Annotated in this window: 19 protein-coding genes; 12 read left to right on the plus strand and 7 right to left on the minus strand. The window is 67.6% G+C overall.

The features are described 5' to 3' along the window. Positions 1–57: 57 nt before the first annotated feature. The 4 genes from FOC67_RS21625 to FOC67_RS21640 all read right to left on the minus strand — a co-directional run bounded on the left by FOC67_RS21625 (position 58) and on the right by FOC67_RS21640 (position 4,997). Positions 58–798 carry a molecular chaperone gene (locus FOC67_RS21625; protein ID WP_003132349.1) on the minus strand — a complete coding sequence of 247 codons (741 nt, stop codon included), beginning with the start codon at positions 796–798 and terminating at the stop codon, positions 58–60. Further along, the gene (gene cupB3 / locus FOC67_RS21630) at positions 795–3,329 is read right to left on the minus strand and encodes a fimbrial biogenesis outer membrane usher protein CupB3 (protein WP_031627507.1); all 2,535 of its coding nucleotides are present in this window, start codon (positions 3,327–3,329) and stop codon (positions 795–797) included. The genes FOC67_RS21625 and cupB3 overlap by 4 nt, the downstream gene beginning before the upstream one ends. Before the next feature lie 321 nt (positions 3,330–3,650). Then, positions 3,651–4,397: a molecular chaperone CupB2 gene (cupB2, locus tag FOC67_RS21635; protein WP_003093375.1), complete on the minus strand. Its 747-nt coding sequence runs from the start codon at positions 4,395–4,397 to the stop codon at positions 3,651–3,653. A 30-nt stretch (positions 4,398–4,427) separates the two neighbouring features. Further along, positions 4,428–4,997, minus strand: coding sequence for a fimbrial protein (locus FOC67_RS21640; protein WP_003111034.1), 570 nt, complete (start codon positions 4,995–4,997; stop codon positions 4,428–4,430). Between the two features lie 470 nt (positions 4,998–5,467). On the opposite strand from FOC67_RS21640, the gene FOC67_RS21645 reads away from it, so the two are divergent. The 6 genes from FOC67_RS21645 to hpaC all read left to right on the plus strand — a co-directional run bounded on the left by FOC67_RS21645 (position 5,468) and on the right by hpaC (position 11,217). Then, positions 5,468–6,292 (plus strand): molybdenum cofactor biosynthesis F family protein, encoded by an 825-nt coding sequence (locus FOC67_RS21645; RefSeq protein ID WP_003111033.1) that lies wholly within the window; start codon positions 5,468–5,470, stop codon positions 6,290–6,292. A gap of 8 nt (positions 6,293–6,300) precedes the next feature. Then, entirely contained in the window at positions 6,301–7,686 is a 1,386-nt protein-coding gene (locus FOC67_RS21650) for an aspartate aminotransferase family protein (protein WP_003093384.1), read from the plus strand. Further along, positions 7,683–8,444 carry an SDR family oxidoreductase gene (locus FOC67_RS21655; protein WP_003113029.1) on the plus strand — a complete coding sequence of 254 codons (762 nt, stop codon included), beginning with the start codon at positions 7,683–7,685 and terminating at the stop codon, positions 8,442–8,444. The genes FOC67_RS21650 and FOC67_RS21655 overlap by 4 nt, the downstream gene beginning before the upstream one ends. A gap of 212 nt (positions 8,445–8,656) precedes the next feature. Further along, positions 8,657–8,947, plus strand: a complete 291-nt coding sequence (locus tag FOC67_RS21660; protein ID WP_003093387.1) for a DUF2218 domain-containing protein — start codon at positions 8,657–8,659, stop codon at positions 8,945–8,947. A 165-nt stretch (positions 8,948–9,112) separates the two neighbouring features. Next, positions 9,113–10,675, plus strand: a complete 1,563-nt coding sequence (gene hpaB / locus FOC67_RS21665; RefSeq protein WP_003111030.1) for a 4-hydroxyphenylacetate 3-monooxygenase, oxygenase component — start codon at positions 9,113–9,115, stop codon at positions 10,673–10,675. Positions 10,676–10,704: 29 nt separating this feature from the next. Continuing rightward, positions 10,705–11,217 (plus strand): 4-hydroxyphenylacetate 3-monooxygenase, reductase component, encoded by a 513-nt coding sequence (gene hpaC, locus FOC67_RS21670; RefSeq protein ID WP_003104531.1) that lies wholly within the window; start codon positions 10,705–10,707, stop codon positions 11,215–11,217. 63 nt (positions 11,218–11,280) lie between these two features. Here the strand turns inward: hpaC and FOC67_RS21675 are convergent, their stop codons facing one another. Further along, positions 11,281–11,697, minus strand: a complete 417-nt coding sequence (locus tag FOC67_RS21675) for a PaaI family thioesterase (protein WP_003104529.1) — start codon at positions 11,695–11,697, stop codon at positions 11,281–11,283. A 47-nt stretch (positions 11,698–11,744) separates the two neighbouring features. Continuing rightward, positions 11,745–12,704, minus strand: coding sequence for a helix-turn-helix domain-containing protein (locus FOC67_RS21680; protein ID WP_009313336.1), 960 nt, complete (start codon positions 12,702–12,704; stop codon positions 11,745–11,747). Between the two features lie 318 nt (positions 12,705–13,022). Between FOC67_RS21680 and FOC67_RS21685 the strand changes: the two genes are divergently transcribed. From FOC67_RS21685 to FOC67_RS21710, 6 genes are all read left to right on the plus strand, one after another. Continuing rightward, positions 13,023–13,556, plus strand: a complete 534-nt coding sequence (locus FOC67_RS21685) for a 2,4'-dihydroxyacetophenone dioxygenase family protein (protein ID WP_009313335.1) — start codon at positions 13,023–13,025, stop codon at positions 13,554–13,556. 70 nt (positions 13,557–13,626) lie between these two features. Further along, on the plus strand, positions 13,627–14,886 hold the full coding sequence (locus FOC67_RS21690) for an MFS transporter (protein ID WP_020750850.1): 1,260 nt from the start codon (positions 13,627–13,629) through the stop codon (positions 14,884–14,886). Further along, positions 14,883–15,941 (plus strand): 2,3-butanediol dehydrogenase, encoded by a 1,059-nt coding sequence (locus FOC67_RS21695; RefSeq protein ID WP_009313333.1) that lies wholly within the window; start codon positions 14,883–14,885, stop codon positions 15,939–15,941. The genes FOC67_RS21690 and FOC67_RS21695 overlap by 4 nt, the downstream gene beginning before the upstream one ends. 14 nt (positions 15,942–15,955) lie before the next feature. Further along, complete coding sequence (locus FOC67_RS21700) at positions 15,956–16,681, plus strand: SDR family NAD(P)-dependent oxidoreductase (protein ID WP_003093405.1); 726 nt, start codon at positions 15,956–15,958, stop codon at positions 16,679–16,681. An 84-nt stretch (positions 16,682–16,765) separates the two neighbouring features. Further along, positions 16,766–18,070 carry a carbohydrate porin gene (locus FOC67_RS21705; RefSeq protein ID WP_003093407.1) on the plus strand — a complete coding sequence of 435 codons (1,305 nt, stop codon included), beginning with the start codon at positions 16,766–16,768 and terminating at the stop codon, positions 18,068–18,070. 154 nt (positions 18,071–18,224) lie between these two features. After that, complete coding sequence (locus FOC67_RS21710) at positions 18,225–19,904, plus strand: GMC family oxidoreductase (protein ID WP_003110144.1); 1,680 nt, start codon at positions 18,225–18,227, stop codon at positions 19,902–19,904. 16 nt (positions 19,905–19,920) lie between these two features. On the opposite strand, the gene FOC67_RS21715 is transcribed toward FOC67_RS21710, so the two are convergent. Next, positions 19,921–20,673: an SDR family NAD(P)-dependent oxidoreductase gene (locus tag FOC67_RS21715; RefSeq protein WP_003093411.1), complete on the minus strand. Its 753-nt coding sequence runs from the start codon at positions 20,671–20,673 to the stop codon at positions 19,921–19,923. Positions 20,674–20,753 lie beyond the last annotated feature (80 nt).

A 20,753-nucleotide genomic window follows, 5' to 3' on the forward strand; every position in this document is an offset into this window, starting at 1 on the left:
CCTATTCGCAGGGCCGTGCTACGGCAGGAGCCCAACTCCCCGGGCCCTGCCGAACTCCTACGGGTATCTCTCTGCCGGCGCGTCACCGCGCTCGATCTGGCCGTCATCCCCCACCGCATCGAAATGGACCCGCGCCGCCTCGCCGGGCACGGCCGGCAGACTCAACGGGGTAACGGCGAAAGGCGGCAAGGTGACGCTGCCGAGGGACATGGCGAGGTCGCCCTCGCCCAGCTCCAGGCGCACCAGGGAAACGTGATAGGGACTGCGGTTGTCCGCCTCCAGCAGCGCCCGCTGCCCCGGCCGTACCGCCGGACGCAGGCGCCAGACGACCTGGCGCGCGGCGGCTCGCGGATCGCCGGCCAGACCCTGCGGACGGAACAGGAGCTTCATCCGCAGGCGGTAGCTCACCAGCAGCAGGTTGCCGCTGCCGTCCTCCCGCCCCGGCACCTCCAGCAGGTTGACCCAGAACAGCGATTCCCGGTCGTCCGGCAGCGGCTCGCCGGTATGGCGAAGCTGGAGCGCCTGGGTCTCCTGCGGGTCCATACGCAACAGCGGCGGCGACAGGATGAACGGCACCGTGACAGCGCTCGGGTCCGCCGTCTCGTCGCCGCGATCGAGCCAGGCCTGGACCAGGGCCGGGCGCGTCCCGACGTTACCGACGCGAATCGTCAGCGCGGAAACGCCCGCCGGATAGATGAAACGGGTCCCGATCACGGACAGCGAGGCGGAGGCATCGGCCACCAGCGCCACCAGCAGGACCCAGGCCGTGCCGCATCGGCCCAGGCCGACGCCGGTCACAGCGTGCGCTCCCGGTCGGCGGCCGACGCCGGGCGACATGCCAGTTGCAGGACGGGAGGCGTCGTCTCGCGCGGGCCCAGCGCATAGTCGACCAGGCACTGCTGCTGCGGCTCGTTGCCCCAGCGCACCCGAACCGAGCCGCGATCCTGCTCGACCCGCAGCACCAGGCGGCTGCCCTGGCCGACGGCGCCCACCGGCTGCCCGCTGTGGGCATCGAGCACTTCCGCGGCGAACGGCAGGGGCTCGCCGCTGGGCATCCGGCTATCCACCAGCAAGGGCCTCGCTACCCGCGTCGGATAGTCGAGGCGCACCACCGCTCCGGCGGTGGGCGCCACGTTGCGCGAACTGGACCTCAGCTCGATCTCGTCGGCCATGCCGTTGGGGTCGAGGTCGACACTGTTCAACTGGTAGGGCAGCAGGTTGGGAATCACCGCATAGCCGTGGCGGTCGACCCGGCTTCCCGAGTAGCCGGCACCCGCGCCCCTGGCGTTTGGCGCGTGGACCAGGCCGATCGTCTCGCCCAGGGTTTGTGCCGCGGTGATCCCGCCGCTGTGCGCGACCAGGCCGCCGGCGGCCTTGAGCGACAACTGCCGATAGCCCGGTCCCTGCGAGAGGCTGGAGCCGAGTTCGACCTGCGGCAGTCGATAGTCGAGGCTGGCGCTCTTCGAGGTCTGCCGGCTGTCGCGGTCATGGGAGGCCGACAGCGAGTAGGAGGCCTCGCCACGCTTGCCCAGCATGCCGGAAACCCCACTGGTGAGCTGGGTTCCGCTGTTGCTGTCGCGGGTCAGGTAGCTGCTCAGGGTCGGCGACCCGCGTCCCGCGCCGCCCAGCAGAATGGACAGGTTCAGGCTGAACAGCGTGCTGGTCTCGCCGCGCTTGTCACCGCTGGAAAAGCCTTCGTAGTGGCTGCGCAGGCGTTGCGCGGAAATGGAGTAGCTGACGTCGCGCCACTGGTTGCTGTAGCCGACGGAGAAGTTGACCGCCCGCCCGCCGCCGCTCCAGTAGCGCTGCGAGGAGCCGTTCAGGTACAGGTTGCCGCCGTTGCCCAGTTGCTGGCTGATGTTGGCGTCGAGACGGTTGCGCAAGCGCGAGAACGACTCCAGCGGCTCGCCTCGCTCTACCCGGTCCTGCATGAAGGCCGCGTCGCGCAGGCCGAGATAGCCGCCGGTGGAGTAGCGATAGGCGAGCAGCGAAAAGTTGGTGCCGGTGTTCGGCAGGTTCTTGCTGTAGGCGAGACGGTAGCTGGAGCCGCTAAGGCGGTCGCCGCCGGGAACCTCGGTACGCGCCAGCGTCACGTCACCGGAGAATCCGCCCACCGGCGTGTTCAGCGCCGCGCCCATCAACCCGGACATGTAGCTGCCGGTGAAGGCCCCGCCCGCGTATGCGGTGACGTCGTTGCCCAGGCCGCGCTGGTAGACGCCCTGCAGCATGTTCGGCCGACGCTCCAGGCTGGGATCGTTGAGCCGCCCGGCCGTCAGGCTGTAGCGCGTGGTCCCGGGGCGCAGCAGTTGCACGGTGGTGGCGAACGGCACGATGAAACTGCGGACTTCCCCGCTGGCTTCGGTCACCCGCACTTCCAGGTCCCCGCCATAGCTGGCGGTCTGCAGTTCGTCGAGAGCGAACGCCCCGGGTGCCACCGTGGTTTCGTAGATGAGGTAGCCGCGCTGGTAGACCGAGACCCGCGCATTGGTACTGGCGGTCCCACGGACCACCGGAGCGTAGTAGCGCAGCGAATCCGGCAGCATCCGGTCATCGCTGGAAAGCTGCACGCCACGGAAGGACACCGCATCGAAGAACTCGCTGCTGGTGGAGTTTTCTCCCAGCAACAACTGCGCACGCCAGGCCGGCAGGTCGGTCTGCACATAGGTGGCGCTGCGCTGGTAGTGGCTGCCCATGCGGCGCGACCAGGTGGCCGTGCCGTTGTGGCGCAGGCGCGCCCGCCCGAAATTGAAGCCGGCGTTCATCCCGGCATAGCCGCTGGTGGCGCTCCTGCCGTGGTTTTCCCTGACGTGGAGATTGCTGTTGTAGTTGAGCAAGGCGGCGGAAATGCCGCTGTCCCAGCTCGCCGGATCGACATAGGTCTTCGACGAATCCAGGCTCAGGTAATAGCTGGGCACCGAGACATAGACCGACTGCTCGGCGATATCGAGCTTGACCCGGGCCCCCGGCACATAGCGCTCGAGCGGGTCGCAGTGCAAACCTTCGGGCAGAGGATCGCGAGCCGAGGAACGATCCTGGCCACGCGCGCTCTTCTCCAGGTCGATGCCCGCCCGCTCCAGCAGGCCCCGGTCGTAGCAGAAGACCGCGCTTTCCCGCCCCGGCTGGCGGCGCAGCTCGACTTCCTCGACACCGCGCCATCGGCTGTTGAGCAGCAGGTCGAGGCGATAGCGGCCTGGCTCGATGACGTCGCCGCGCTCGAAACGCGACGTATCGATCGAGCGTCCGCCCGGCCCCAGGGCCAGCATCTGCGCGTCGAAGACGATCCGCCGCGACGGTGCGTCCAACCCGCCGGCCGGTGACGCAACGGCCACCGCGGGCGCCTGCGGCTGTTTCGCCGGTGCTCCCGCCCTGGCCTCCTTCGCCTTCGCCCCGGCTACGCCGGCGGCGCCGACGGAGGACCAGGACTGGCAGGAGGACAGCGAAGGAAACAGTGCCAGCAGACAGGCGAATCGCAGGGAACGAACGGCGATCCCTCCCTGTATCGCCATTCGCAACAGGGCGACCTGCCCACCGTAAGCGGGAGCGGACAAGCACCTATGAAGAGAAACTTTGGGCATATGTAATCCCTGCAGCGATTTTAAAATCGCCACTCATATGTCGGGCCGTAAGTAAAAAGCGGGGAAACGGAGGGGTTATTTGCCGAGTGCCCTATCGAGGGTATTGCGGCCACCGTAATCGTTGATGACTTCGTATCTGACGGAAGCGGCTTCCATGTTCTTCGGATTTCCCTGCCAGTCGAACTCCTTCGTCGAGAATGGCGCGACCATTCCCTTTCCCACGGACATGACACGGCCATCGACAATCAATTCGACGCTGGCGAACGAAACGTAGTAAGGCGTCGGATTATTTACCTGTACTACGGTCTTTTTTCCTGCTCCCCCTGACTCCAGAAACTTCCATTGAAGTTTCCCGGCAGCCGAATCGACACTCTTCAACTGGCTGGGTCGAAAGAAGAGCTTGAAGCGCGAACGAAAGGAAAACTGCAATGCATTGTTTTCGTCTTCGTCCCTGGGCGGAACTTCCAGGATATTCAGCCAGAACAGCGATTCGCGATCCGTCGGCAACGGGGCCTTCAGGTAGGCGATGCGCAATACGGCGCCGCCATTGGGGTCCACTCGCGTCACGGCCGGCGTGACGCTGAAGGGGACCTGCAGTTCCTCGGGGGGAACGTCCTGCCGGCCATCGTCGATCCAGGCTTGCGCCAGCACGGGAGTGCCGGACGTATTGCTGACCCGCAAGGTGACCTCGCGCTCGCTGGCCGGAAAGACGACGCGAGTGCCCTGTGCGATCAGCCCGGCATGAGCCGTTCCGGCGCACAGGGCGATGGCCACGGCGCTTGCCGCCACGAAAGAATGAAAACGATGCATTAGCGGCGCCATGGCCTCACCTCTTCGTCCGTCGACCGCCGCTTACTCGTACGCCAGGAGGTAGCGGATATGGGACAGGCCGGTACCCGCGATCACGGTCTTCTCGGTGGACACATAGGAGGCCTTGTACTTCAGGGTCGCCGTGTTCTTGTCGATGGTTGCCTTCTGCGGGGCGGCCTCGACCAAGCCCAGCGGGATCTTCGTGGTGTTGGCCGCCGAATTGTTGAAGATCTGGATCTGCACGCCCTTGGCTTTCGACGGCCCCATCAGCATCAGGTTGCCGCTGATACGGTCGACGTTGGTGACCGTATCGAAGGCGATGGAAACCTTCTTGTCATTGGTGCAGCCGGCACCGGAGAGGACCAGGTCGAACTCCTGGAAAGTGGAGTTGGTTCCGACGGCGGTGAAATGGGTCGGCGCCACGATACCCAGGTCGACGTTGGTGACGTTGCCCGCACCCGGCGCCTGGCCGTTGATATCGCACGCGACGTCGGTGATGTTGCCCGAGAAGTTGACGATCCCATCGACCGCATGGGCCACGGGGGACATCAGCGCGAGAAGGGTGCCCGACGCAACGAGGGGCGCAAGAATTGCACGTTTGAACTTGTTCATCTGATTTCCTTTGGAGTTGTGGAACATCCTGGCTGCTCCCTGGAGAGCCGATGCAGTACGAACCGGCCAAGGTAGCCAAGCCTTTGCGCGCAACCGGGACGGCCGCCTAAAGCGCCTCCGACCATTACGCGACAGCCGAAGATTGCGCCCTGATAAACGCAGACCCAAATACTAGAAAGAAAGACAGGATTTAAAAATAATAATCATACGAAAACATATGTAGTCCATTTCCGATAACAGCCAATAGGTACATAAGAATACATTCAGAAAATACTTATAGAAGAACAGGAACCCATTAACTAAAAAACCAAAAAAGAAGAAACGAAAACCCATCTAATACTTCATCTTCGATAACTTTCCCTTCGCCGCTCCGTGCTATTTCCGTGGCATATCGACCTATCAACCATCCGGTCGATATCGGGATACTCGAAGACAGGCCAGCATGGGTTTCCCACGACGAGGAGAACCCTATGTCCGCCCACTCGCATTCCGGATGGATCACCGTCGGCGCCCTGGCCGACGGCTTCGCTCCGGACAACCACGTCCTTCCCGCCTGCGGCGATCTCGCCGGGCTCGAACGAGTCCTGCACTTCGCCAACGGCTGGGTCATCGAACATGCCTTCGACTCGCAGCGCCTGCGCTGGCGCCTGGCCGACGGCAGTGCCAGCGGCGAGTCGGACTACCGCGCCAGTTCACTGCGGGAGAACCTTTACCTGGTGGATTTCCTCAAGCAGGAAAACGGCCGGCCGGTCTCGGTCAGCCTGGTGCTGGACTTCGACAACCAGGCGTTCACCGCGGTGCTCGGCCATCTGCCCGACCGCACGGCCTGCGAACAGGGTCTGTTCTCCCGGGCCCTGGCCGGCCGGGAACTGACCGGCGTCGAGGCCGAGTTCCTGCATGGCAGCCTCGACCGCCCGTGGCAGCCCGGCGCCTGCCCGCACGTCCCCAGCGACGAGTTGGTCGGCCTGCGCAACCGCTACGTCTACAGCGCCAGCGAGGCCTACGAACACGTCTACCTCAATCCCGACTTCTACACCTGGCAATGCCTGCGCGGCGCCGAGCGAGGGCTGGCCGATACCGACCGCTGCCACTGCTACCGACTGGCCGAACGCCTGTACCTGTTCGTCTGGCGCGAGAAGATCGTGCCGACCCTCGGCGTGCTGCTGATCGACCTGGAAGCCGGGCGCACCGACGGCAAGATCTTCGGCTACCAGGACGACGACTTCGCCACCCCGGTTAACTTCCCGGTCGGCGCCCTGGCCCAGGTGCTCAACCAGACCCGCCACGACCTGTGAGGACGCCCATGGACACCACCTTCGGCCTCGACCTGGCCCGCGTCGAAGCGCTGTTCAAGCGCGAGCTGCGACGCTTCGACGAACTGCATCCGCGCTCCGCCCAGGCCTACCGGGAAAACCGCCGCCACTGGCTGTACGGCGCACCGTTGCACTGGATGCAACAGTGGCCGGGCAACTGCCCGCTGCTGGTGAAGGAGGCCCAGGGCGCGCGCGTCACCGACATCGACGGCCAGCAGTACGTCGACTTCGCCCTCGGCGATAGCGGCGCCATGTTCGGCCACGCCCAACCGGCGGTGGCCGACGCCATCGCCCGCCAGGCGCGGCGCGGCTCGACCCTGATGCTGCCGACCGAGGACAGCCTGTGGGTCGGCGCCGAACTGGCGCGGCGCTTCGGCCTGCCCTATTGGCAGGTGACCACCTCGGCCACCGACGCCAACCGTTTCGTCCTGCGCCTGTGCCGGATGCTCAGCGGACGTGACAAGGTGGTGGTGTTCAACTGCAACTACCACGGCAGCGTCGACGAATCGCAGGTGGAATTCGACGCCGCCGGGCGCATGGTTCCGCGCGCGGGCGTTCACCCCAATGGCGTACGCCACGACGCCACCACCCGCCTGGTGGAGTTCAACGACCTCGACGCGCTGGAGGCCGCCCTCGCCCATGGCGACGTCGCCGCGGTGCTCACCGAACCCTTCATGACCAACGTCGGCATGGTCCCGCCGGCCGAAGGCTTCCACGCCGGCCTGCGCGAACTGACCCGCCGCCACGACGTGGCGCTGATCATCGACGAGACCCACACCATCTCCTGCGGTCCCGCCGGCTATAGCGGCGCGCATGGCCTCGAGCCGGACTTCTTCGTCCTCGGCAAATGCATCGCCGGCGGCATTCCCAGCGCCGTCTGGGGATGCAGCCAGGCGCAGGCGGAGCGGATCTGGGCGGTACTGCCGCACTTCCGACCGGGGCAGGCGATCAACCATTTCGGCTTTGGCGGCACCCTGGCCGGCAACGCGCTGCAACTGGCGGCGATGCGCGCGACCTTCGCCGAAGTGATGACGGAGGACGCCTATCGGCACATGTTCCAGCTCGCCGCGCAGCTCGAGGCGGGCGTCCGCGCGACGCTCGAGGAACTGCGCCTGCCCTGGCACGTGACGCGCATCGGCGCGCGCGTCGAGTACCTGTTCATGACCCACGCCCCGCGCAACGGCGGCGAGGCCCACCACGCACGCAACGGCCTGGTCGAGGCCTGCCTGCACCTCTACCTGCTCAACCGCGGCGTGCTCTTGACGCCATTCCACAACATGGCGCTGACCTGCCCGGCGACCCGCGCGGAGGACGTCGAACTGCACGACCGCCTGCTCCGCGATTGCCTGGGCGAACTGCTGGAGCGCCCATCGTGAGGCGCTTGGAGAACCGCGTCGCACTGGTCACCGGCGCCGGCCAGGGCATCGGCCGGGCCATCGCCGAATGCTTCGCCGCCGAAGGCGCCAGGGTTCTGCTGGCGACGCGTACCGCCAGCCGCGGCCAGGCCGTCCTGGAGGCGATCCGCCTGGGCGGAGGCACGGCCGAACTGCTGGCCGTCGACCTGAGCGAGTACGACGCCGCGAGACGAGCGGTGAGCGCGACCCTGGAGCGCTTCGGCCAGTTGGACATCCTCCTGCACAACGCCGCTGCCTTTCCCCAGTGCGCCCTCGCGGAACTGGACGAAGGCACCCTGGAACGGACCCTGGCGGTGAACCTGAAAAGCTGCTTCCGGCTGACCCAGGCCGCCCTTCCCGCCCTGCGCCGCAGCGTGGCCGGGCGCGTCCTGGTGACCTCCTCGGTGACCGGCCCGCGCACGGCGATCCCTGGACTCTCGCACTATGCGGCGAGCAAGGCCGGGGTCAACGGTTTCATCCGCGCCGCCGCGCTGGAGCTGGCCGGCGACGGCATCACCGTCAACGGCGTCGAGCCCGGCCTGGTCGCGACTCCGGCGCTGGGCAGCCTCGGCGACGCCGCCGCGCTGGCCGCGCACATCCCCCTCGGGCGTGTCGGCCAGCCGCTGGACATCGCCCACGCCATGCTCTTCCTCGCCTCCGACGAGGCGAGCTACATCACCGGGCAGACCCTGGTTGTGGATGGCGGCGCGTTGCTGCCGGAGAACGGCGGGCTGGCCTGAAGCCGCTGGCGTTCGCCCTCTCCCTCCAGAGAGAGCGCCTTCCGACGTATCCGGCAAACACTTCCGCCGGCTCCGGTAGGGCGCTCGCCCTGTCCCACGGACAAGGGCCGACCATTTGCCGGGTGATTATCGAAAGCCCCTGCAAAATGGATGAATAAGAATGACTCTCAGCAGGTTAGTATCGGAAATCCCCAACCGAGAGGATTCGCTTCATGTTCCGCTCCACCTCCCATGTCCGTACCGAATCGGCCGCACGCTACGTCAATCGCCTGTGCAAGCACTGGGGCCACAAGTTCGAAGTCGAACTCACTCCCGAGCGCGGCTTCATCGACTTCGGCGACTCCAACTGCGAGCTGCTCGCCCACCCCGACCATGTCCTGATGATTCTCAACAGCCCCGACGAGGACAGCCTCGCCCACATGCAGAACGTGGTCGCCGATCACCTGCAACGTATGGCCAACAGCGAAAGCCTGGAGATTGCCTGGCAGCCCGCCGAAAGCTGAACGCGCCGCCACCCGGCCGCCCTTCGCGGCCGGGCGCCGGGCGTCACGCGGGGCCATGGAAAGTGCAATTCATTCCCCGGAAAAGCCATTCAGCTCGCTCCGCCCCCGTCCCATCATCCCCTCCAGGCGCTCTCGCGCAGATAACAACAATGACTGGAGACGATGATGAAACCCGAAGATTTCCGTGCCTCTGCCACCCGTCCGTTCACCGGCGAGGAGTACCTCGCCAGCCTGCGCGACGACCGTGAGATCTACATCTACGGCGACCGCGTCAAGGACGTCACCAGCCACCCCGCCTTCCGCAACGCGGCCGCCTCCATGGCCCGGCTCTACGACGCCCTGCACGATCCGCAGAGCAAGGAAAAGCTCTGCTGGGAGACCGATACCGGCAACGGCGGCTATACCCACAAGTTCTTCCGCTACGCGCGCAGCGCCGACGAACTGCGCCAGCAGCGCGACGCCATCGCCGAGTGGTCGCGGCTGACCTACGGCTGGATGGGCCGCACCCCGGACTACAAGGCCGCCTTCGGCAGCGCCCTCGGCGCCAACCCGGGCTTCTACGGGCGTTTCGAGGACAACGCGAAAACCTGGTACAAGCGCATCCAGGAAGCCTGCCTGTACCTCAACCATGCCATCGTCAACCCGCCGATCGACCGCGACAAGCCGGTGGACCAGGTCAAGGACGTGTTCATCTCGGTGGACGAGGAAGTCGACGGCGGCATCGTCGTCAGCGGCGCCAAGGTGGTCGCCACGAATTCCGCGCTGACCCACTACAACTTCGTCGGCCAGGGTTCGGCGCAACTGCTCGGCGACAACACCGACTTCGCCCTGATGTTCATCGCGCCGATGAACACCCCCGGCATGAAGCTGATCTGCCGCCCCTCCTACGAACTGGTGGCAGGCATCGCCGGATCGCCGTTCGACTACCCGCTGTCCAGCCGTTTCGACGAGAACGACGCGATCCTGGTGATGGACAAGGTGTTCATCCCCTGGGAGAACGTACTGATCTACCGCGACTTCGAACGCTGCAAGCAGTGGTTCCCCCAGGGCGGCTTCGGCCGGCTGTTCCCGATGCAGGGCTGCACCCGCCTGGCGGTCAAGCTCGACTTCATCACCGGCGCCCTCTACAAGGCCCTGCAATGCACCGGCTCCCTGGAGTTCCGCGGCGTGCAGGCGCAGGTCGGCGAAGTGGTGGCCTGGCGCAACCTGTTCTGGTCGCTGACCGACGCCATGTACGGCAACGCCAGCGAATGGCACAGCGGCGCCTTCCTGCCCAGCGCCGAGGCCCTGCAGGCCTACCGCGTGCTGGCGCCGCAGGCCTACCCGGAGATCAAGAAGACCATCGAGCAGGTGGTCGCCAGCGGCCTGATCTACCTGCCCTCCGGCGTTCGCGACCTGCACAATCCGCAACTCGACAAGTACCTCTCCACCTATTGCCGCGGCTCCGGCGGCATGGGCCACCGGGAGCGGATCAAGATCCTCAAGCTGCTCTGGGACGCCATCGGCAGCGAGTTCGGCGGCCGCCACGAGCTGTACGAGATCAACTACGCCGGCAGCCAGGACGAGATCCGCATGCAGGCCCTGCGCCAGGCGGTCGGCAGCGGGGCGATGAAGGGCATGCTCGGCATGGTCGAGCAGTGCATGGGCGACTACGACGAGAACGGCTGGACCGTGCCGCACCTGCACAACCCGGACGACATCAACGTACTCGATCGCATCCGCCAATGACGCCCGCGTCGCGTCCGGAGGTTATCCCCATGTCCCAGCTCGAACCCAGGCAGCAAGCCTTCCGCAACGCCATGGCGCATCTTTCGGCGGCGGTCAACGTGATCACCAGCAACGGCCCGGCAGGACGCTGCGGGATCACCGCCACCGCGGTCTGCTCGGTCACCGACAGCCCGCCGACGCTGATGCTCTGCATCAACCGCAACAGCGAGATGAACACGGTGTTCAAGGCCAACGGCCGGCTCTGCGTGAACGTCCTCAGCGGCGAGCACGAAGAGGTGGCCCGCCACTTCGCCGGCATGACCGAGGTCCCGATGGAGCGCCGCTTCGCCCTCCATGACTGGCGCGAGGGCCTCGCCGGGTTGCCGGTGCTGCACGGTGCCCTGGCCAACCTGCAGGGACGCATCGCCGAGGTCCAGGAGATCGGCACCCATTCGGTGCTGTTGCTGGAGCTGGAGGACATCCAGGTCCTCGAACAGGGCGACGGCCTGGTCTACTTCAGCCGCAGCTTCCATCGCCTGCAATGCCCCCGGCGGGCGGCCTGAACGGCGCCTCCGGGAATCCTCCGCCAGCGTTTCGCAGCCGCCGCCGAGAACCCGGCCAGGCCCTCAGCGGCGGTGCGCCGGTGGGATCGAGTAGGTGCCGACCACATGGGCGACCGGTTCCGCGTCGCCTTCGGAGAACAGCGAGACCTCGCCCATCGCCAGGGTCTTGCCGACCTTCATCAGGCGGCACTCGGCGACCACCCGGCGGTCCGCCGCCGGACGCCGCAGGAAGTTGATGGTCAGGCTGGTGGTCACCGCCAGCGGGACGATGCCGATCTCGCCCAGTACCGCCACGTACAGCGCGACATCGGCGATGGCCATCAGGGTCGGCCCGGAGACCGTGCCGCCGGGGCGCAGATCGCTGGCGTCGACCGCCTGCCAGACCGTGGCGCTACGCTCGCCGACGGCTTCGACCACGACCCGGGTCTGGGGAAATTCGCGCTGGATGAAACGGGCGATCTGCTCTTTCTTGTCGGTCACGGAACGGGTCCTTGGCAGTAGGAGGAGGAAAGGTACGGTAGTCGGGTCTAGCGGCCACGCGCCTCGCTCGGCGTCATCCCGTAGCGCGCCTTGAAGGCCCGGGCGAAATGCGCCTGGCTGGAGAAGCCGTGGCGATAGGCGACCTCGGCGACATCCAGGCGCCGGCCCTGGGGCGAAGCGAGCAACTGGCGGGCCCGCTCCAGGCGCCGCTCCTGCAGGTAGCGCCCGGGCGAGCTGCCTTCCTGGGCGAACAGCCGCGCCAGGTGCCGGCTGGAGACGCCAGTGGCGGCGGCCACCCGCTCGCAGCTCAGGGCGGGCTCGTCGAGGTGCTGCTGGATGTACTGCTTGGCCGCCAGCAGGTAGGACGCGCCCAGGGCGCTGGCGCGGTGCTCGCCGGCATGGTCGCTGATGATGCTCGCCAGCAGGTCGTAGGCTTCCTCCTGGTAGCGCTCGGCATCCTCGCCATGGGGGCTGTCGAGGAAATCCCGGGTACGCTCGCCGAGGGTCCGCACCAGCAGGCGCTGCACCGGGCTTTCCGCGCCGATCTTCAGCGGTCCCTTGAAGTCGCGCAGGCAGCGCTCGGCGAAATCGTCCTGGGGAATGTCGAAGATGAACTGCCGCATCGGTCCGGAAAAACCGAACAGGTAGGGCTTGTCGGTCCGGTAGATAACCAGCTCGCCCGGTTGCAGGAGGTTGCAGCCGTTGTCCTGGTAGAAGAACGACTGGCTACCCTGCACCAGGGAGACGAAGATCGACTCCTTGGGCACTGCGCGGATCATCGAGCGGTCGCGCTCCACCACGTGCTCGTTGCCGCCGATGCGGGCCAGCCGCAGGCGTTCGAGGCAGAGGTTGTCCTGGGTCGCGGCGAAGCCGGCCTGGGAATACGACGAACATTTCAGGCCAACCAGGATGGAAGCGTTGTAGTCCTCCCAGAACGCCAGCCGCTGCTCCAGGGGAATGTCCTGGGTGCTGGCCCGCCGGGTTTCGAGCAAGGCATTTGCGGGCATTTTTATTCTTCTCGTCGAACGCTGCGTGGACCTCCCGGACCTCAGGCAAGGCCTCCGGGGCCAGGCGCCGGGCCGCTCCGCCAACCTGTCGCGGTCGGTCGGCGAGGCGCCTGGCACCCCGTCATTAACATCTGAATCCTTTCCTCCGTCAATCGCCCCCCAGCCGGCTCCGACGCTGGGCAGGCCAGCTTGGCGGCGCGCCGCGGGTCACGCCAGGCCATGTCCGAAAAGCGCAAGTTTCCTGGCCGCCAGGGTCAAACCCGAAGGCCCGCCCATGGCTAGAGTCGGCCCGACGATAACAACGACAGAGGCCGCCCCATGCCCGAACTCGCCACCCGTGAATTCTGGAAAGACCTGCAACCGATTCCCGACTGCTTCAAGCCGGACGCCAAGCCCGAGGTCTACCTGCGCAACGCGCCGACCGAAGACGAGCGCCTCTACGTGCCCTTCACCGAGACCGTGAAGTCGCGTCCGCTGTGGATCTCGCCAAGCGAAAACCGCTGGTGCGACATCCTGATGGCGACGAGCGCCGGCCTGGTCAACCGCCACTACCACCCGCACGAGGTGTTCGCCTACACCATCAGCGGCAAGTGGGGCTACCTGGAGCACGATTGGACCGCCACCGCCGACGACTTCGTCTACGAGACGCCCGGCGAGGGCCACACCCTGGTGGCCTATGAGCACGAGCAGCCGATGCGTGCGTTCTTCATCGTCAAGGGGCCGCTGGTCTGGCTCGACGAGAAGGGCAACGCGGACGGCATCTTCGACGTCCACGACTACATCGCGATGTGCCGCGCGCACTACGACAAGATCGGCGTCGGCGCCGCCTACATCGACTCCCTGTTCCGCTGACCCCGGGCGCGCGCCGCCCCGGCGGATGCGCGCCTCCCCGCCGGCCGGCCCGCCCGGCCTGGAGACCGACATGGCGCATAACAACAATTCCGCCAGTTACGAAAACGTCCTGCTCTGCGTGCTGTTCCTGACCTTCGGCTTCGTCTTCTTCGACCGCCTGGCGCTGTCCTTCCTGTTTCCCTTCATGGAACAGGAGCTGCAACTGAGCAACAGCCACCTGGGCATGCTCTCCTCGGTGCTGGCCCTGGCCTGGGCGGTATCCGGCGCGCTGGTCGGCGCCTGGTCCGACCGCCGCGGCCAGCGCAAGCCGCTGCTGATCGTGGCGGTGATCCTGTTCTCGCTGTGCTCGGCGCTGTCCGGGCTGGTCGGCGGCTTCCTCAGCCTGCTGCTGTTCCGCGGTATCATGGGCCTGGCCGAGGGGCCGATCCTGCCGCTCTCGCAATCACTGATGGTCGAGGCCTCCTCGCCGCATCGCCGCGGCCTCAACATGGGCCTGCTACAGGGCTCGGCGGCCGGCCTGCTCGGCGCGGTGGTCGGCCCGCCGCTGCTGGTGGCCCTGGCCGAAGCCCTCGGCTGGCGTCACGCCTTCATCGTCTCGTTGCTGCCGGGCCTGCTGATCGCCTGGCTGATCTGGCGCCATGTGCGTCCCGACCCGCCCCGCGCGCAGCGCCCGGCGCCGCGCGCAGAAGAAGCGAAAGGCAAGCGCCTGGCACTGCTGAAGAGCCGCAACATCCTGCTCTGCACCCTGATCAGTTGCGTATTCGTCACCTGGTTCATCGTGCTGATTTCCTTTACCCCGACCTTCCTGGTCAACGCCCGCGGCTTCAGCCCGGCGACCATGGGCAGGCTGATGAGCTGCCTGGGCGTCGCCTGGGTGGTCTGGGGCTTCGCCGTACCGGCGATATCCGATCGCATCGGCCGTCGGCCGACCCTGGTGGCGTTCTCCCTGCTCGCCGCGTGTTGCCCGCTGGCGCTGCTCTATGCGCCGAACGCGACCAGCCTCGGCCTGCTGTTGCTGCTGACCTACACCGGGCTCGGCTGCTTCACCCTGTTCATGGCGACCATCCCGGCGGAGACCGTCTCGCGCGGCGTCATCGCCACCGCCCTCGGCCTGATCATGGGCCTCGGCGAACTGGTCGGCGGTTTCCTCGCGCCGACCGTGGCCGGCTTCGCCGCCGACCGCTTCGGCCTGTCCATCGTCATGTGGATGTCCTGCGGCGGCGCCCTGCTCGCCGCGTTCCTCTCGCTGTTCCTGCGCGAAACCGCACCCGCCGTGCTGGCGCGCCAGCGCAGCGCGCCTACTTCCGTCCTGCAAGGAAACCAACCATGAAAGCACTGCGCTGGCACGCCGCCCGCGACCTCCGCCTGAGCGAACTGGAACGCCAGGCGCCGCGGCCCGGCGAAGTCGAACTGGAAGTCGCCTACTGCGGCATCTGCGGCAGCGACCTGCACGAATACCAGAGCGGCCCGCACTCGATTCCCCAGGCCGAGGCGCACCCGCTGTCCGGTTGCCGCGCGCCGCTGACCCTCGGCCATGAGTTCTGCGGCGTGGTCGCCGCGCTCGGCCCTGGCGTGGAGGGACTGCGCATCGGCGACCGCGTCGCGGTGGAGCCGGAATACCGCTGCGGCGAATGCCGCTACTGCCGGGAAGGCCGCTACAACCTCTGCGAGTCGATGGGCTTCATCGGCCTGATGGGCGACGGCGGCTTCGCCGAGCGCGCGCGGGTGCCGGCCTACATGCTGCACCGCCTGCCGGACGCGGTGGGCTTCCGCCAGGCCGCCGTGCTCGAACCGGCCGCCGTGGCCCTGCACGCGCTGCGCCGCAGCAGCCTGGCGCCGGGCCAGCGCTGCGCGGTGTTCGGGCTTGGCCCGATCGGTCTGCTGCTGGTGATGCTCGCCCGCCTGCGCGGAATCGAGGACATCGCCGCGGTCGACGTCAGTCCCGAGCGCCTCGCCCTGGCCGGCGAATTCGGCGCCAGCCGGGCGCTCGACGCCCGTGACGGCGACACGGCGGCGCGCCTGCGCGAAGGCGGCGCGCTCGATTGCGCCTTCGAGGCCGCCGGCAGCCAGGCCAGCCTCGACGCCGCCCTGGCCAGCCTGCGCAAGGGTGGCGAGCTGGTGCTGGTGAGCCTGATGGGCGAGGTCAGGCTGGACGCCTTCGACCTGGTCAACCGCGAACTGCGCCTGCTCGGCAGCGTCGGCTACCGCGACGCCTTCCCAGAGCTGATTGCCCTGCTCGCCGATGGCCGCCTCGACCTGGCCCGCGCAGTGACCCGCAGCGTGCCCCTGGAGCAGGCCGTCGAGCACGGTTTCGAGGCCCTGCTGCGCGACAAGTCGCAGGTCAAGGTGCTGGTCAATCCCAACCCGGCCCTGGCCGACGCCTGAAGGAACGATCGCCGATGGTTTTCCAACACGATATCTACGCCGGCCAGCAGGTGCTGGTCACTGGCGGCAGCTCCGGCATCGGCGCGGCCATCGCCATGCAGTTCGCCGAACTCGGCGCCGAAGTCGTCGCCCTCGGCCTGGACGCCGACGGCGTGCACGCACCGCGTCATCCGCGGATTCGCCGGGAAGAACTGGACATCACCGACAGCCAGCGCCTGCAACGGCTGTTCGAAGCGCTGCCGCGCCTGGATGTGCTGGTGAACAACGCCGGCATCAGCCGCGACCGCGAGGAATACGACCTGGCGACCTTCGAACGGGTGCTGCGCCTCAACCTGAGCGCCGCCATGCTCGCCAGCCAACTGGCCCGGCCGCTGCTGGCGCAGCGCGGCGGCAGCATCCTCAACATCGCCTCGATGTACAGCACCTTCGGTTCCGCCGACCGCCCGGCCTACAGCGCCAGCAAGGGCGCCATCGTCCAGCTGACCCGTTCCCTGGCCTGCGAGTATGCCGCCGAGCGCATCCGGGTCAACGCCATCGCCCCCGGCTGGATCGACACGCCGCTGGGCGCCGGGCTCAAGGCCGACGTCGAGGCCACCCGCCGGATCATGCAGCGCACGCCGCTGGCGCGCTGGGGCGAGGCGCCCGAGGTGGCCAGCGCCGCGGCCTTCCTCTGCGGTCCCGGCGCCAGCTTCGTCACCGGCGCCGTGCTGGCGGTGGACGGCGGCTATCTCTGCGCCTGAGCCGCCTTCGCTCCGGATGCACCTGTCCGCTTGGGGCGGACAGCGATTCGCACGACAGAACAACAACAAGACGAGTGCCTTGCCATGAAAACCCTCCGCACCTTGCCGGCGCTGCTCTGCGCCGGTTTCCTCGGTCTCTCCGCGCAGGCCGCCGAAGACAGCCGCAGCGGCCCGCTGGCCGGGTTCGGCGAACGACTCCAGCGCCACGGCGTGAAGACCCACGCGCAGTTCTGGAGCCTGTCGCTGAAGAACCTCGACACCGGCCCGCGCCAGCACAGCTTCGGCAACAGCGGCGACCTGTTCCTCGGCGCCGACCTCGACCTCGCCACCCTCGCCGGCCTGGACGGCGCCTCGCTGCACATCGAGGAAACCCTGTTCATCCTCGACCGCGGCACCGGTCAGCCCACCGGGCCGAGCTGGCAGGGCGCGGTGGGCAGCTACTTCGGCGGCGCGCCGCTGCACAACGACATCGGCGCCAACCAGCTGAGCCTGCTCACCTGGCAGCAGCAGTGGCTGGGCGGACGCCTCGACAGCCATCTCGGACGCACCAATGCGCGGCGCTATTTCCTGATCTACAACTGCGAGACCGTGGTCACCTGCAACGACCCGATCATCGACGCCTCCACCGGCATCCTGCCGCCGCCCTACGGCGCCTGGGGCGGCTACCTGAAGTACCGGGCGACCCCGACCCTGTACCTGCACGCCGGGGCCTTCGAGTCCAACCCGGTGGATTACCTGAAGAAGCGCCATGGCCTCGATTTCGGCACCGACGACGCCAGCGGCACCAGCCTGCTGCTGGGGATCGGCGACAAGCGCGAGGAAAGCCTCGATCCCTACCGCTCGCACTATGAACTCAACGCCTACCTGAACACCGCCAACCAGGTCGACCCGCTCACCGGCGCCAGCGACCACGGCAGCGCCGGCGGCTTCTTCAAGTTCCAGCAGCTGTTCTGGCGCGCCGACGGCGGCCGCCTCGATTCGCCGAGGGCGCTGGGGCTGTTCGGCTCGCTGTCGGTATCGGCCGACGACAAGCAGCCGTTCCGTCATTTCGCCGAGCTGGGCCTGACCTACCATGCGCCGTTCGACCGCACGCGGGACAAGCTCAACCTCAAGGCCAGCTACCTGCGCCTGAACGACCACCAGCTGGAGTTCCAGCGCCAGGCGCGGATCGCCGCCGGCGGCGACGCGAAACTCGGCCAGCGCGACGTGTACGCCCTGGAAACCAATGCGCACATCGCACTGACCCCGCACATCGCGCTGGAGCCGTCGGTGCAGTACATCTTCAACCCGGACAACTACTACAACCCCGGCGCCCGCGAACTGAGCGGCGACGGTTTCGTCGTCGGCCTGCAACTGATGGTCGACATGGGCTCGCTGCTGGGGCTTTAGCGCGCCGCCTGGCAGCCTCGGTCAAGCCCGCCGGCAGGCTGGGACAAGCGGCCGGGCGCGCTTCCCCGTCCAATGGAGTAGCGTCGCGCCCATGGGCGCGGGGCGAAAAAGAACGCCGGGCGAGGCCCGGCAGCACACCCAGAAAGGTGCCGACATGACTTCCACTGCCCGCCGCTCGTTCGACTACATCGTGGTCGGCGCCGGCTCCGCCGGTTGCGTCCTGGCCAACCGTCTTTCCGCCGATCCCGCCGTCTCGGTCTGCCTGGTCGAGGCCGGCCCCAGCGACCGCACGCCGCTCCCCGCCGCCTACATCCGCACACCGGCCGGGATCATCCGCCTGATCGCCAACCCGAAGTGGAACTGGATGCATCGCTTCGCCGCCCAGCCCGGCACCGCCAACCAGCCGATCGCCTGCCCGCGCGGCAAGGTCTGGGGCGGCTCCAGCGCGATCAACGGGATGATCTACATCCGCGGCGACCGCCACGACTACGACCGCTGGGCATCCCTCGGCAATCGCGGCTGGAGCTACGACGAGCTGCTGCCCTACTTTCGCCGCTCGGAACATTTCGAGCCGGGCGAATCGCCCTGGCACGGGCGCGGCGGCGAATTGAACGTCGCCGCGCAGCGCAGCCCGGGCCCGATCAACCAGGTGTTCTTCCAGGCTGCCGAGGAAATGGGCTGGCCGTACAACGCCGACTTCAACGGCGAGCGCCAGGAAGGCATCGGCCCGTTCCACGTCACCCAGGTCAACGGCGAACGCTGTAGCGCGGCGCGCGCCTTCCTGCACCCGGCCCTGGCGCGGCCCAACCTCACCGTGCTCAGCTCGGCGCTGACCCTGCGCGTGCTGCTGGAAGGCACCCGCGCCACCGGCGTGGAGATCAGCCAGGCTGGCGAGGTCGTGCAATTGCAGGCACGCCGCGAAGTGATCCTCAGCGCCGGCTCGATCAACTCGCCGCAGCTCCTGTTGCTCTCCGGCATCGGCCCGGCGGCGGAACTGGCGCGCCACGGCATCGTCCAGCGCCATGAGTTGCCTGGGGTCGGCGAGAACCTGCAGGACCACCAGGACATCGTGCTGATGTACCGCACCGAGGCCAAGCTCGGCTACGGCCTGGGTTTCTCGCCGAAGGGCTGGCTGCCGCTGCTGCGCTCGCCCTGGCAGTACCTGTTCGGCCGGCGCGGGGCGCTGACCTCGAACACCGTCGAGTCCGGTGGCTTCCTCCGCCTCGACCCGCAGGCAGAGACCCCGGAGCTGGGTCTGATCGTCGCCCCCGCGCTGAAGAACCAGCCGCAGCGCCTGGTCCCCTTCGGCCACGGGGTCAGCCTGCACGTCGCGGTGATGCACCCGCAGAGCCGCGGGCGGGTCCGCCTGAACTCGCCGGACCCGCACGACCGGCCGCTGATCGAAGCCAACTTCCTCAGCCACCCTGCCGACCTCGATACCCTGGTCCAGGGTTTCCAACTGGTCCGCAAACTGGCCGCCAGCCGCAGCTTCGCCCGTCACCTCAAGGGCGAGCTGGTACCGGGCCCGCAGGTTTCCAGCCGCGGCCAGATCGAGGCCTGGATCCGCGCCAACCTGGGCACCGTGTTCCATCCGGTGGGCACCTGCAAGATGGGCCACGACCAGCTCGCGGTGGTCGACGACCAGTTGCGCGTGCACGGCCTGCAAGGCCTGCGGGTGGCCGATGCGTCGATCATGCCGACGCTGATCACCGGCAATACCAACGCCCCGGCGATCATGATCGGCGAGAAGGCCGCCGACCTGATCCTCGGCAAGCCGGCGCCCCATGCGCCGACGGAACAGCGGCGGGATGCGCCGGAGCTGGTAGAGGCCTGAGCCTCCGGCACTCTGCTCAGAACTGCACGCCCCGGGTCAACCCGCCGTCCACCAGCAGGTTGGTTCCGGTGGTGAAGCTGGCCGCCGGGCTGGCCAGGAACAGCACCGCCCGCGCCACCTCGTCGGGTCGCGCCATGCGCCCCATGGGATTGGCGGCGAGACAACGGGCGAAGGTTTCCGGGCTATCCCGTTCGATCGCGCCCCATACGCCATCTTCGAAATAGACGTTGCCCGGCGACACCGTATTGACCCGAATGCCGTCCTCCGCATGGCGGCTGGCAAGCGTCTTCCCGTAGTGGACCAGGGCCGCCTTGAGCACGCCATAGGGCTCGGCGAACATGTCCACCTCGCGGCCGGAAACACTGGAGATCAGCACCACCGAGGCAGCCTCGGAGCGTTTCAACCACGGCAGGGCGGCAGCGACCATGCCCACGCTGCCCAGCAGGTCGGTCTCGAAAGCGCGCCGCCAGGTGTCCAGGTCTCCGCCACCGGCCAGCGCGCTGACGTTGGGCACAACGATGTCGATGCCGCCCAAGTGCAGCGCCGAGCGCGTTACCCAACCGCGCACCTGCTGCGGGTCGGTGATGTCCACAGACATGCCAAAGGCACGCTCGCCGAAGCAATCCGCTGCTTCGGCCACGCCCGCCTCACCACGGGCGCAGAAGGCCACCTCGGCCCCTTCGGCGAGAAAATGTTCGACGATGGCGCGGCCGATACCGCGCGAACCGCCACTAACCAGCACCCTGCGCTGTGCGAGTTGCAGATCCATGTAATCTCTCCATGAGCGGACGCGATAGGCCCGCAAGCCGGGAAGGAACGCCGGGATCCGATCACCGGACGTAAGGACGG

This window comes from Pseudomonas sp. FDAARGOS_761 (genome assembly GCF_013343155.1).
GTDB classification, from domain to species: domain Bacteria; phylum Pseudomonadota; class Gammaproteobacteria; order Pseudomonadales; family Pseudomonadaceae; genus Pseudomonas; species Pseudomonas aeruginosa.

What these genes read in the sequence shown, in the direction of transcription:
- cupB2 (WP_003093375.1), bottom strand. Translation starts at nt 4,397, where the DNA reads ATGGCGCCGCTAATGCATCGTTTTCATTCTTTCGTGGCGGCAAGCGCC.
- FOC67_RS21640 (WP_003111034.1), bottom strand. Translation starts at nt 4,997, where the DNA reads ATGAACAAGTTCAAACGTGCAATTCTTGCGCCCCTCGTTGCGTCGGGC.
- FOC67_RS21645 (WP_003111033.1), top strand. Translation starts at nt 5,468, where the DNA reads ATGTCCGCCCACTCGCATTCCGGATGGATCACCGTCGGCGCCCTGGCC.
- FOC67_RS21650 (WP_003093384.1), top strand. Translation starts at nt 6,301, where the DNA reads ATGGACACCACCTTCGGCCTCGACCTGGCCCGCGTCGAAGCGCTGTTC.
- FOC67_RS21660 (WP_003093387.1), top strand. Translation starts at nt 8,657, where the DNA reads ATGTTCCGCTCCACCTCCCATGTCCGTACCGAATCGGCCGCACGCTAC.
- hpaB (WP_003111030.1), top strand. Translation starts at nt 9,113, where the DNA reads ATGAAACCCGAAGATTTCCGTGCCTCTGCCACCCGTCCGTTCACCGGC.
- hpaC (WP_003104531.1), top strand. Translation starts at nt 10,705, where the DNA reads ATGTCCCAGCTCGAACCCAGGCAGCAAGCCTTCCGCAACGCCATGGCG.
- FOC67_RS21680 (WP_009313336.1), bottom strand. Translation starts at nt 12,704, where the DNA reads ATGCCCGCAAATGCCTTGCTCGAAACCCGGCGGGCCAGCACCCAGGAC.
- FOC67_RS21685 (WP_009313335.1), top strand. Translation starts at nt 13,023, where the DNA reads ATGCCCGAACTCGCCACCCGTGAATTCTGGAAAGACCTGCAACCGATT.
- FOC67_RS21690 (WP_020750850.1), top strand. Translation starts at nt 13,627, where the DNA reads ATGGCGCATAACAACAATTCCGCCAGTTACGAAAACGTCCTGCTCTGC.
- FOC67_RS21695 (WP_009313333.1), top strand. Translation starts at nt 14,883, where the DNA reads ATGAAAGCACTGCGCTGGCACGCCGCCCGCGACCTCCGCCTGAGCGAA.
- FOC67_RS21700 (WP_003093405.1), top strand. Translation starts at nt 15,956, where the DNA reads ATGGTTTTCCAACACGATATCTACGCCGGCCAGCAGGTGCTGGTCACT.
- FOC67_RS21705 (WP_003093407.1), top strand. Translation starts at nt 16,766, where the DNA reads ATGAAAACCCTCCGCACCTTGCCGGCGCTGCTCTGCGCCGGTTTCCTC.
- FOC67_RS21710 (WP_003110144.1), top strand. Translation starts at nt 18,225, where the DNA reads ATGACTTCCACTGCCCGCCGCTCGTTCGACTACATCGTGGTCGGCGCC.
- FOC67_RS21715 (WP_003093411.1), bottom strand. Translation starts at nt 20,673, where the DNA reads ATGGATCTGCAACTCGCACAGCGCAGGGTGCTGGTTAGTGGCGGTTCG.